Source organism: Flavobacterium sp. RSB2_4_14, assembly GCF_051547085.1.
GTDB lineage: Bacteria > Bacteroidota > Bacteroidia > Flavobacteriales > Flavobacteriaceae > Flavobacterium.
Map to the genome: position 1 here is coordinate 178,700 of NZ_JBPTTL010000002.1, position 12,777 is coordinate 191,476.

The following is a 12,777-nucleotide window of genomic DNA, read 5'->3' on the forward strand; positions in this document are numbered from 1 at the left end:
AATTTCCACCTAAAAATTACAATCCTAACTATTTTTGGCTCCAGTTTTTAACATACTGAAAAAATCATTTCTATTTTCTTTCTGATTGAATATACCACCATATTGAATAGTAGATGTATAACTGCTTTCGTCTTGAATTCCTCTGCTGGAAACACACAAATGTTTGGCTTCCATAACAACGATAACATTGTCGGTTTCCAAAACAGTTTTCAATTCATTAAAAATTTGCATAATCAATCGCTCTTGAACTTGAGGACGACGAGAATAATAATCGACAATTCTATTTAATTTTGATAATCCAATTACCTTTCCGCTAGAAACATAACCGATGTGTGCTTTACCAATTATAGGTAAAAAGTGATGCTCACAAGTTGAATTGAAACTTATATCAGCTTCAACCAACATTTTGTCATAATGATAGGAATTATCAAAAACAGAAATTTTAGGTTTATTATCTGGATTTAATCCTGAAAAAATCTCTTTGATAAACATTTTAGCTACTCTGTGTGGCGTTCCTTGCAAACTGTCATCAGTCATATCCAAACCCATTTCCTCCATGATAGCATGAAAATGTTTTTCGATAGTAGTCATCTTTTGTTCATCTGTTTTGATGAATGCGTCTGGTCGCATTGGTGTTTCTGCAGAAGTCATTTGATGATTGTCGCCTATCAATTCAAATAATTCTTTTTCAATGGTTGTGTTCATAAGAATTAAATTTAGTTTGTTTTTTTTGTTTAACAAATGTAATAAATAATTAAACAAAAAATAATTGTTAACATAACTTTATAATTTATTCAACGATAAAAAAACCTTATGACAATCAATAAAAGAAAATACTTTGTTACTTTGTGAAAAATTTACTTCATGATTACTGCTAAAAATATTCACAAATACTACGATACTTTACACGTTTTAAAAGGTGTTGACTTACATATTGAAAAAGGTGAAATTGTTTCTATTGTTGGTGCTTCTGGCGCAGGAAAAACTACGTTACTACAAATTTTAGGCACACTCGATAATCCATCAAAATCGAATGATACTTTTCTTGAAATAAATGGGGAAAACCTTTTAAAAATGAAGGATAAAGCATTGTCAAAATTTAGAAATACACATTTGGGTTTTATCTTTCAGTTTCATCAATTGTTACCTGAATTTACGGCTTTAGAAAATGTTTGTATTCCTGCTTACATTGCTGGTAAAGAAAAATCGGAAACGGAAATTGAAGCCAAGCGATTATTGGAGTATTTAGGTTTATCCGATAGAATAAATCATAAACCAAATGAGCTTTCTGGTGGCGAACAACAACGTGTTGCGGTTGCACGTGCATTGATAAACAAACCTGCCGTAATTTTTGCTGATGAACCTTCTGGAAATTTAGATACAGCATCGGCTGAAAACTTGCATCAGTTATTTTTTAAATTAAGAGAAGAGTTTGGACAAACCTTTGTTATTGTTACTCACAACGAAGATTTAGCTAATATGGCAGATAGAAAATTGGTTATGAAAGATGGCTTAATAGTGTGACATCATGGTGCTAATTTTCATTTGTTGGCTTTACCTTTTTTTAACTTCTATTGTTTTTGGAATAGGTTTTCCTAAGTGGTTTCGCATTCCATCATTTGATATAGTAATCTCTTCTATTTTAGGATTATTTTCTATTACAGTTTTAGCCAGTTTTTGGGCACTATTTGGATCTATCAATATTGCTTTTCATCTATTTTTATTCCTATTTTCAGTTGTTTTATTAATACTTAATAAAGAACAATTCCTTACTATTATTAAAAAAACAAAAGTGCTTTTGGTCTCATTTCCAATGGTTATGAAATTGCTTTTAATTATTAGTAGTTTACTAGTTTTAGCTCAAAGTGCAACTTTGCCTTTTATTATCGACAACGAAACCTATTATATTCAAACTATAAAATGGTTAAACGAATATGGTTTTGTTCCCGGATTGGCAAATCTTCATTTGTTTTTTGGACAAACTAGCGGTTGGCATATTACGCAAAGTGTATATAGTTTTTCGTTCCTCTACGAACGCTTTAATGATTTAAATGGATATTGTTTGTTGATTGGCAATTTTTGGGCATTTGGAAAGCTTCACTCCTATTTTGAAACCAAAAGCAGAATGGATTTAGCATTTGGATTGCTGCCATTGACTTTTGTTTTCTTGTTTCAGTTTGCGAATGCGCCATCACCTGATTTACCCATTTATATTTTTGGATTAATACTTTTCAGTCTTTACATAGATAAAGAAAATTTTACGCTAATAACTGCGATAGCTCTATTCCTAGTGTATATCAAAATAACCGCAGTAGTTCTTTTACTTTTACCTGCTCTTTTACTATTTAAAAATTATGCTGCTATAAAAAATAAATTGATTGGTTCCATCTTTTTGGGAGTATTGATTTTTTCTTTATTTATAATCAAAAATGGAATACTAACTGGTTATCCTTTTTTTCCAATGACTTTCATTTCTCTACATGACGTGAATTATGTGGTGCCAAAAGAAGTAGTAGATTTTTTCTTTAGTCGAAGCATGATGCATTCGTTTTATATGCCATTCGGAGCATTTGAAGATTCTTCATTATTATATTTACTTAAACATTATTTTCTACAAAATGGACTTGACAGCATAATTGCTATTGTAACCGTTTTTTTGCTGCTTTTTTCGCCAATTGTTATTAAAAAACAGTATCATAATAAATCTCTTTGGACTATTTATTTGACTTTTATTATTTTAATTTTTCTGTTGATTTTCAGTTCGCCTCAATATCGTTTTTATTTGTATTTCACAATATTCTTTGGGTTATTATGGCTTTCTTGGTTATTGACCAACAAAAAGATAATCATGATTTTATTCAGCTTTAGTTTTTTACTTGTTGCTGTTTTGATTTTTATTCCAATTTCATTTAGTAGAATAACCAATAATAAATCATTGGCCAGTAATTCAACTTTTCATCTAAAAAACGTTCTCATTCCCGAGCCAAATACCAAAGGAAATGAAAAGTTTATTTTACTTCCAAAAGATGATCTAGACTTCTACTCGCCTATTGATTATCCTTTCTTTTGGGTAACAGGTAATGGAAATTTACCTTGCGTAAACGCTGAACAATTAAATTATTTTGAAACCCATTTTCATGTCATTCCAGAACAACGTGGCGCAAGTTTAGGCGATGGTTTTTATGCCAAAAAAGTAAATTCCAATGACTAAAACCGAACTCAAAGAATTCCTCGATGAAAAGGTAAACTTGTACAATAATCCCAACTTTATTGAAAGTGACCCAATTCAAATTCCGCATCAATTTTCATTAAAAGAAGACATCGAAATTGCAGGTTTTCTGGCTGCTACTATTGCTTGGGGCAATCGCAAAATGATTATCAATAATGCCAAACGCATGATGGATTTGATGGGAAATTCTCCTTATGATTTTGTGATGAACCACAAAGAATATCATTTGGATGGCTTAGATACATTTGTACATCGCACATTCAATAGCGGTGATTTTAAGACTTTTATTTTGGGTTTACAGAATCTTTATAATAAACATGGTGGAATAGAAATCGTCTTTGCAAATTTTCAGCAACCCTTTACCATGCAACCTGCCATTGCTGAATTCAAGAAAGTTTTCTTTACTATCGACCATCAACAGCGCACAACAAAACATATCTCTGACCCATTGCAAGGTTCCGCTGCGAAACGAATCAACATGTTTTTGCGCTGGATGGTAAGACAAGACAATAAAGGCGTTGATTTAGGAATTTGGAAAACAATTTCTCCTGCTGCGTTATCCTGTCCGCTAGATGTTCACTCTGGGAATGTAGCACGTAAACTTGGATTACTAACTAGAAAACAAAATGATGGAAAAGCATTGTTTGAACTTGACACCAATCTACGTCTACTTGACTCTACTGATCCTGTAAAATATGATTTTGCACTTTTTGGTTTAGGAGTTTTTGAAGGGTTTTAATTATTGATTTTTAATTATTTGCACAAAGTATTTAAAATTCTTATTATTGTAGTTTTAAGAATATTTTAACAATTAATATTTAACAAATATGAGTGAAACTATTGACGAAGCCAAAAAGAAAAGTTTTAAAGAAAAATTTAAAGAAGAATTTATTGAATATTGGATAAACGTCTTGTATTTGTCGTTTTACTTTGGGGTGTTTTTCACTTATAAAAGATTGATTTTAGCACAGTATGAAATAGATTATGAAGAGTATGGTGCTGCATTAATAAGTGCCTTTATTTTAGGCAAAGTAGTTTCTATTATTGGAATGACCAAAATAGGCAGAAAAACAAGCCAAGGCCATTTAGCTTTATTAACAGCTTATAAAACTTTTGCATTCACACTTTGTATTATAGTTTTTAACGTATTAGAGAAATTTATTGTTGGTTTTTACAAAACTTCCACTTTTGACGGCGCAATTAATAACATATCTCATGAACTTTTGACTTATGAATATCCTGCACGTTTGTTAATTATTTTTAGTTCATTTATTCCCTATTTTGCCATTAAGGAACTATCTAATTTGATTGGACATAAAAAAGTAATTGACCTTTTTTTTAAAGGAAAAACTACCACTTAATTTTATAATTATGTACATCAAAACTAAAAGATTTTAATTACTAATGTGTTTTTCAATCGTAAAAAAAATTAAAATAAATTATCTACTTCTAGCTGTTTATTGTTTTGCAAACAATATGGTATACAGTCAGGAATATGACCTTGGTAATTTAAGAATTATTAAATTAGAGGAAGCTCTAAAATTAGGAATTCAAAACAATCGACAACTTAAAATTGCCAATACTAATGTTGCTATTGCCAATGAAGATTTGAGTCAAGCTAAGATTTCAAAAGCGCCGCGTTTGGGCCTAAATATGGATTACAACTATATTGGTAATCCAAAAGTATATGAAGGATTTTATGAAAATAGTGTCACGGTAGATTATTTTGACTATCAAACTGTTGGAAGTGTGGTTGCTTCAATGCCACTATATTATGGTGGATTAATTAAGAATAAGATTGAAAGCCAAAAATTGGTAACTCAAATTCAGGAAACAGTTGTTAAAATGACCGAAGCTGAAATAAAGTTAGCTGTAACACAACAGTTTTTTTCACTAGAAAAACTATACCAACAAATAGAAGTAACTAAAAAAAACATTATTAATATTGAATTGCGTATAAAACAATTGAAATCTCGTGTTGCTAACGGACAAAATCTAAAAAGTGATTTGCTGAGAACAGAACTGCAACAATCTAATTTTCAGGTTTCAGTATTTCAAGACATTAACAATATCAAATTGGTAAGTAATTATTTAGACATTTTAATTGGTTTACCTACTGATACCATACTCAGACCAGAACTAGTAGAAGATATTATTCCTTCAAAAGAATTAAGTTTAGATGAAATCCTTTCAGAAGCGTATCAAAATAGATATGAAATAAAGCTGTCTGAAACAAATATTAAATTATATGAGTCGTTTTTAAACTCAACTAAGAGTGGCTTTAAACCAAATATAAACGCCAACTTTATTTTCAACTCTCAATATCCTGCACAATGGCCAAATTATATTAATAACACACTTAATTTTTGGGCTGCTGGACTTTCTTTAAATTGGGATATTTCTAGTTTTTACAATTTAAAACACCGAGTAGGTAGTGATAAGTTACAAATTGAAAAAAGTAATACCCAACTACAAATCACCAAAGATGAAATAGATAAAGAAGTAAAAAAAGCACTAGTTCGTTATGCAGAAAATAAAAAAAATATACCCACTTTTATAAAAAATGTAGAACTAGCTCAAAATAATTATAAAATTGTAAAAAGCAGATATGACAATGACTTTGCATTAATAAGTGATATGGTAGATGCTGAATTACAATTAAATGCAGCAAAAATATCACTCATTAATTCCAATTTAGATTTGATAATTCAATTCTATTCTTTGAAATATGCAATGGGAAAACTTTAAAACAATATCACTATGAGCGAAGAAAATACAAAAGACGAAACAATTCAAATTGAGGATAAAAAAAGAAATAAGATATTAAAAGTACTCTCATTTATTTTTTTAATAGCTGGTGGATTATGGATACTAAGTTTATTTTTTGATTTCAGTCGTAACGAATCTACAAATAATGCTCAAGTTGAGTCGTATATAAATAACATAGCGGCCAGAGCTACAGGACATATAATTACTATAAAATTTGAAGCCAATCAAGCTATAAAAAAAGGAGATACTTTAATACTATTGGATGATCAAGAGTACAGAATAAAAGTAAAACAAGCTGAAGCCGATTTAGCGTCGGCCGAAGGTAATCTACATTCTTTACAACAAGCCACAGTTACTTCCCTTTCAAATCAAGCGGCTACTAAAGCAAAACTAGCTGGTGATATGGCAAGTCTTGAAAAAGCACAAAAAGATTATGAACGATTTAGAAATATGTATGCCGACTCTGCAGTGACAGCAAATCAATACGATCAAGTGGTAGCCAAATTAAAATCAACTCAAGCATATCTCAAAGCAGGTGAAAATGAATTGCAAGCTAGTGGATCTATTGCTAAACAAAGCCAAACCAATCTTGAAGCTGCAATAGCTACAGTAGCAAGAAAACAAGCAGATTTGGAAGCGGCAAAGTTACAATTGTCTTATACTATAATCACCTCACCTATTGATGGATACGTAGGTGAACGCAATCTTTCGGTTGGCGATTTGGTAAATACAAATCAAGTGGTTGCTTCAATAGTGTTGAAACAAAAAATATGGGTTACGGCTAATTTTAAAGAAACACAAGTAGGTAAAATTAAAGAAGGTCAAAAAGTAACCATCATTGTTGACGCACTAAATGATAAAAAATTTAATGGAATTGTTGTTAATTCATCCCCAGCTACAGGAGCTAAATTCTCTATGGTCGAACCCGATAATTCTACTGGAAATTTTGTAAAAATTACACAACGTATTCCCGTAAAAATTGAATTTGAAGCTAGTCCTGAAGATTTAATCGATGTTAAACCGGGAATGAATGTTACCGTTGAAATAAAAAAATAAAAGATGTTTGGATTAAAAAAAGGAAGCATTCTCATTCTTATTGGATTATACATTCTTACAATCCCCTTTTTTAATGCACTAAATGTAACTACTTACGACAACTCCCAAATTTTAGGTCATTTTGGAGATTCAACAACAGTTTTTACTTATTCAAGTTACATTCCTGTTTTTGTAATGATAGGATTTATTCCGCTTGCACTAAAGGTAGCCAAACAAATTCCGGTGCGAACACTTATTTTAACCGCCAGTTTTTTATCAATATTATTCAATACAGCTTCACTTTACACTACTAATATTCTTTGGTTTACCTTTTGGCGTTCTTTATTAGCGATTATTTCTATACTGGGAATATTTGCTTCTTTGCTACCTATTTTGATAAAGTATAATCCAAAGTTTAACATGCCAATTATGTATGGCATCATGCAATTTATAATTCAAGGAAGCCAGCACTTGTATAAATATATTGGAGCTCAGTTTACAAGTATTTATGACTGGACATTTAGTGTTTATTTTCTGAACATAAACTTCTTAATATGTATCATTTTGGCATGGATTTTTTACAGAAAAGATGTAGCACCTATGAAAGTAAAATTCCAATTTGATTGGAGAGGTTGGCTCATTTTATTACTATTATTTACAATTATTCTTTTCCTATGTGCCGAAGGACAAACCAGAAATTGGTTTAGCGATTCAAAAATCTCAATCGCAGTGGCATTTTTAATTGTTATTATCGGCGTCTATTTATTACATGTTCGATATACAAAAGAACCTATAATAGATACTGATGTATTTAAGTATAAAAATGTAGTTATTGGCAGTTTCCTCTTCTTTCTAACTGGATTAATAAATGGCACAGGCTCGGTAGTTACAGGTTTTATGTCAAATGTACTTGGATTTGACAGTATTTATCAGGCAAAAACACACTTAGCTATACTCATTGGGCTCATAATTGCTATTCCGCTTTCGACTTATCTTTTATTTAAAAGAATCCATTTGTCAACCATTTGGATTGTTGGATTTGCTTGTTTTGGATTGTATCACATCACCATTTATTTCAGATTATATCCAGGAATTGCACCTATAGATTTCTTGCTTCCATTAATATTTAAAGGTTTAGGCATTGGTTTTTTGTATACGATAGCTGCTTTATACATTTCAGAAGGAGTTCCAAAAAACTTAGGAGATTCCCGGATGATGAGTGGTATTATTTCCAGAGTGATTATTGCAACATTATTAGGCGGAGCCATTTTAGGAACTACTATTTCTAATACTAATGTGCTACATAAAACAGGATTAAGTCAGCAATTAACGGAGGAAAATACCATGGCAGCTAATCAATTAAAAAAATACAAAATGATGTTTTTGCAAATGGGTTCATCTGAAAACGAAGCTCAAAAAATGGCAGAAAGAAAACTTTCAAGCCATACATCGCAAGCATCAATATTACTTTCCTATAAAGATATTTATTTGGTTTTGGCAGCCATATGCTTCTTCCCAATTATAATATTGTTATTATTCAAACTTGGACGAAGACCAATTGGAAGAGTTGAAAATGAGCCAATTCCATTTTAATTTTTTAAATTTACTATCGTTAATAAAAGCGTAATATGACAATTAAAAAGAAATCAAGAATATTAAAAAACTTATGGGCAAATGAAAGTGGACTCAGCGGAATGTTAATTCTACTTTTCGTTATGCACTTCGTTCTTATCCCTATATTTGGTAGCCATTCACTTTTTTCGGTTATGCTCGATATATTTTGGATGCTTTTACTTACGGCAGGAATTTTTTCCCTTTCCAAAAGTAAAAGTCAGGCATTAATTATTTCAATTCTTCCATTTTTGTTTGTTGTCGTGAGTTGGATTAGCACATTCAATAAAAGTGTATTTATAGTAACCACCGAACTAATTCTTTCTGTTTTAACTTTTGTTTTATTAGTCACACTTGTATTAGTTAAAGTTTTCGAACCCGGACCAATAACAATACATAGAATCATTGGTTCTATAGTTGTTTATATGCTTATTGCAAACCTTTGGTCTATAATTTATATATATATTTATTATAATATTGAAGGTTCTTTTCAAGTTACTTTCCCACCATTCGATTCAAATAGTTTGCAAGCCAATTTTTTATATTTTAGTTATATAACTCTAACAACTACTGGCTTTGGTGAAATTGCACCTCTTCATCCTATAGCGCGTTCATTAGTTCAAGTTGAAGCTATGATTGGAGTTTTGTATCCCGTTGTCCTCATTGGAAAACTTGTTTCAGATAATTCAAGTTGGCAAAAAAATAAATAAATAATTTAGTATATTCAACCAACCTTAAACCAAAATAAAAATGAAAAACTCTAATGAAATTAACAGCAAAAAGATTTTCGAAATAATCCTTCAGTTAGGACTTGTGTTTTTAGTTTTAGCTTTTTGTGCTAAACTCTTATCGCCATTTGTAATGCCTATTCTTTGGGCGATAATTTTTTCAATAATATTATTTCCATTTTTTAATTTTCTTCAAAAAAAACTAAAAGGACGCAAAAGCTTAGCTTCCTTTTTAATAATTAGTTTAATATTGTTAATCTTGTTTGTTCCTGCCTTTTATTTTTTTAGCGCGGTAACGTCAAACATTTTAGATTTAAAATCACAAATAGAAGCCAATACGCTAAAAATACATCTGCCTGGTCAGAACATTAAGGATTGGCCGATTATAGGAAATAAACTGTATGACTTTTTATATGCTGCCTCTACCAATTTAGAAAAAGCAATGACAGATTATAGAGAACCTATAGTTGAAATCTCAAAAAAAATTGCTGGAAGCATCGTTGGTTCAGCTGTTAGTTTTTTACAAATAGTGCTTTCTGTTATAATAGCAGGGATTTTTCTAGTTTCTACAAGTTCACAAAAATTGGCCACTGATTTTATTATGCGAATTGCTGGTGATAGAGGTGAAGAAGTTTTAAATATTTCAAAATCAACTGTACTTCAAGTGGTAAAAGGAATTATAGGTGTAGCAGTTATTCAAACAATAATTCAAGCTATTGGACTTTTTCTATGTGGTGTTCCTTTTGCTGGGATTTTAACCTTATTATGTTTAATGTTATCGATAGTACAAATTGGTCCTATCATAATTAATATTGGTGTAATTATATATTTATTTTCTACAGGCGATAGTAATAGTGCTGCTATTTTTTGGACCGTATATTTCTTATTAAGTGGACTTTCGGATAATATTTTAAAACCATTATTATTAGGAAAAGGAGCTGTTGTACCAATGCTTGTTATTTTTCTAGGAGTTATTGGTGGGTTTATCATGTCAGGATTTATTGGAATGTTTGTTGGACCAATTGTTTTTTCTATTGGCTATAAATTATTCACTTCTTGGTTAGAAGATAAACCAGAAACGGTGAATGATTAAAAATTAATTACGCACTAATGAAATCCCCTTTAGAAATGATAAAAGTCATTTTTAAAGGGGATTTTTTTTAATAAATTTGCAAGAACATTAATACCATAATACGTTTTGCTTTTGAATGGAATTAGTATCTTTATTTTAGAGTAATGTAATGCCAATTACCATGTCGAGTAAAATTTAATATCGAATAAAAACAATACCTTTGAACAATTTAAATTTAAACTATCATGAAAAATTTAATCCTAACAGTGACTATTGCACTATTAATGATGGGTTGCGCTTCTACAACAATTGAAAAATCTTGGAAAGATCCAAACGCAAGTGTTACAAAAAGTCCAGATAACAAAGTTTTTATCATCGCTTTAGTGAAAGATGAAACCTCAAGACGTGTTATCGAAGATATTTTAGTAACCCGTTTCAATAATAATGCTGCTGCTTCTTACAAGACAATCACTTTAGATATGCTAAAAAATGCCAGTGAAAATAGTCTTGATGAACAATTACAAAAAGGGAATTTCACACATGTTCTTTTAATGCGTTTAGCCGATGTTGAAAAAGATACCTACTATGTTGAAGGAACAACTACAGCTTACTATGGTGGCTATGGTAGATATTATGGTTATGGTGCTGGCTATTACTCATCACCAGGTTATTACACCACTGATAAAAACTATTTTGTAGAAACAACAGTTTACTCTGTAAATCCAAATAAATTATTGTGGACAGGAACAACAAAAACAGTCAATCCATCAAAAATTGATAAAACTGTAAATGAAATTGCGGATGCTGTTTCAGTGAAAATGAGAAATGATGGTTTCTTAAAATAAAGAAAAATTAATCATTTCATATTAAGGTTAATGATAAAATAAATCACATAGACCTATTTACTTATTTTCAGGTCTATGTGGTTTTAAAATAAGCATGTTGAATTATACTTAAAAAGTTAATCACTATAACTTTCAATTTCTTGAGAGAAGCAATAAAAATTACAAACCAAACACAAATATCAAGCTATGAAACTTTTCTCAAACCTAAAATATCTTTTATTTTTTTCTGTTTTAGTATGTTTTTTTATACCAAACAATAGTACGGCTCAAACAACTTCAGAAACCGATTCTTTGAAATGTCCCATAAAATCACTTCCTGATTTATTTAAAAAGAAAGATTCTACGATAGTTGTTAAGCCCTTAAAAAACAGTTTTTTCATTATCATCCCTGTTATTGGCTCACAACCTGCTACGGGTTTTATGTTTGGATTTACAGGACAATACACTTTCAAGGGGAAAAGTACCGAAGATAAATATTCAACCATCAATCTTGGTGCTCAGTACACCGAAAAAAATCAATTGCTGATTAATTGTAAAAACAGTTTAATGCTCAGTCATAACAAAATTACATTGAGCGGTGATTGGCGTTATTATATTTTCACACAACCTAATTATGGATTGGGAACCGATATTATTCCACCTACAAGAGATAATGAAGATTTTTCTATTGATGCCCTTGAAGAACCAATGGATTATAATTATCTTAAATTTCATCAAACGGTGTCATGGAGAGTAAAAGGTGATTTTTATGTTGGTACTGGATTGCATGTTGATTTATATGGTTCTATTTATGACTATAAATTGGATGTTCCAAATGGACAGTATACAGCGCATTACAACTATAATGTAGCCAATGGTTTTAGTAATACTGATTATTTTGTTAATGGATTAAGTTTAAATTTATTATATGACTCAAGAGATAATCAAATTAACGCCAATCATGGTTGGTATGCCAATTTGAACTACCGAATGAATCCTGCTTTAAATGGAAATCAAAAACCGAGTTCTATTCTTTTTACAGAATTCCGTTATTTTATTCCGTTAAGTAAAACAAACAAACAACATGTTTTAGGATTTTGGACTTATGGACAGTTTGTTACTACTGGAGCTGTGCCTTATTTGAATTTACCAGCTATTGGTTGGGACTCGAGAAGTAGAGGTGGAAAAGGATACGTTCAAGGATTATTCCGTGGTAACAGTTTATCCTATTTCGAAGCAGAATATCGCTTCCCAATTAGTTGCAACCAATTAATAAGCGGAACTGTATATACTAATTTCACCTCTGCAAGTGATGAAAGTAGAAACATTAAAATGCTACAATATATTCAACCCGCTGCCGGAATTGGTTTGCGTATTTTAATTGATAAAGCTACTCGAACTAATTTAATTGCTAATTACGCTTGGGGAAGAAGTTCAAAAGCATTCTATCTTAACGCTGGAGAATCTTTCTAATATTTTAGTATTCTTGTGAAGGATTTATAAAAAAGT

The 12,777-nt window shown here is 30.6% G+C and carries 12 protein-coding genes; 11 read left to right on the plus strand and 1 reads right to left on the minus strand.

From position 1 onward, the window contains the following. Positions 1-24: 24 nt before the first annotated feature. Entirely contained in the window at positions 25-705 is a 681-nt protein-coding gene (gene folE, locus ACSVH2_RS06880; RefSeq protein ID WP_438092426.1) for a GTP cyclohydrolase I FolE, read from the minus strand. Positions 706-864: 159 nt separating this feature from the next. On the opposite strand from folE, the gene ACSVH2_RS06885 reads away from it, so the two are divergent. From ACSVH2_RS06885 to ACSVH2_RS06935, 11 genes are all read left to right on the plus strand, one after another. Next, positions 865-1,524 (plus strand): ABC transporter ATP-binding protein, encoded by a 660-nt coding sequence (locus ACSVH2_RS06885; RefSeq protein WP_438092427.1) that lies wholly within the window; start codon positions 865-867, stop codon positions 1,522-1,524. Positions 1,525-1,528: 4 nt separating this feature from the next. Next, a complete protein-coding gene (locus tag ACSVH2_RS06890) occupies positions 1,529-3,211 on the plus strand; it encodes an LIC_10190 family membrane protein (RefSeq protein WP_438092428.1) in 1,683 nt (560 codons plus the stop codon). Continuing rightward, a complete protein-coding gene (locus ACSVH2_RS06895; protein WP_438092429.1) occupies positions 3,204-3,968 on the plus strand; it encodes a TIGR02757 family protein in 765 nt (254 codons plus the stop codon). Before ACSVH2_RS06890 ends, ACSVH2_RS06895 begins: the two co-directional genes overlap by 8 nt. 88 nt (positions 3,969-4,056) lie before the next feature. After that, positions 4,057-4,590, plus strand: a complete 534-nt coding sequence (locus ACSVH2_RS06900; protein ID WP_438092430.1) for a hypothetical protein — start codon at positions 4,057-4,059, stop codon at positions 4,588-4,590. Between the two features lie 115 nt (positions 4,591-4,705). Next, positions 4,706-5,977, plus strand: coding sequence for a TolC family protein (locus ACSVH2_RS06905; protein WP_438092431.1), 1,272 nt, complete (start codon positions 4,706-4,708; stop codon positions 5,975-5,977). Between the two features lie 12 nt (positions 5,978-5,989). Then, on the plus strand, positions 5,990-7,054 hold the full coding sequence (locus ACSVH2_RS06910) for an HlyD family secretion protein (RefSeq protein ID WP_438092432.1): 1,065 nt from the start codon (positions 5,990-5,992) through the stop codon (positions 7,052-7,054). 3 nt (positions 7,055-7,057) lie between these two features. Continuing rightward, positions 7,058-8,626 (plus strand): MFS transporter, encoded by a 1,569-nt coding sequence (locus ACSVH2_RS06915; RefSeq protein WP_438092433.1) that lies wholly within the window; start codon positions 7,058-7,060, stop codon positions 8,624-8,626. 35 nt (positions 8,627-8,661) lie between these two features. Beyond that, entirely contained in the window at positions 8,662-9,354 is a 693-nt protein-coding gene (locus tag ACSVH2_RS06920) for an ion channel (protein ID WP_438092434.1), read from the plus strand. A gap of 40 nt (positions 9,355-9,394) precedes the next feature. After that, the gene (locus tag ACSVH2_RS06925) at positions 9,395-10,465 is read left to right on the plus strand and encodes an AI-2E family transporter (RefSeq protein ID WP_438092435.1); all 1,071 of its coding nucleotides are present in this window, start codon (positions 9,395-9,397) and stop codon (positions 10,463-10,465) included. A 224-nt stretch (positions 10,466-10,689) separates the two neighbouring features. Beyond that, positions 10,690-11,289 (plus strand): hypothetical protein, encoded by a 600-nt coding sequence (locus ACSVH2_RS06930; protein WP_438092436.1) that lies wholly within the window; start codon positions 10,690-10,692, stop codon positions 11,287-11,289. 186 nt (positions 11,290-11,475) lie between these two features. After that, a complete protein-coding gene (locus tag ACSVH2_RS06935; RefSeq protein WP_438092437.1) occupies positions 11,476-12,741 on the plus strand; it encodes a BamA/TamA family outer membrane protein in 1,266 nt (421 codons plus the stop codon). The last annotated feature ends 36 nt before the right edge of the window (positions 12,742-12,777 follow it).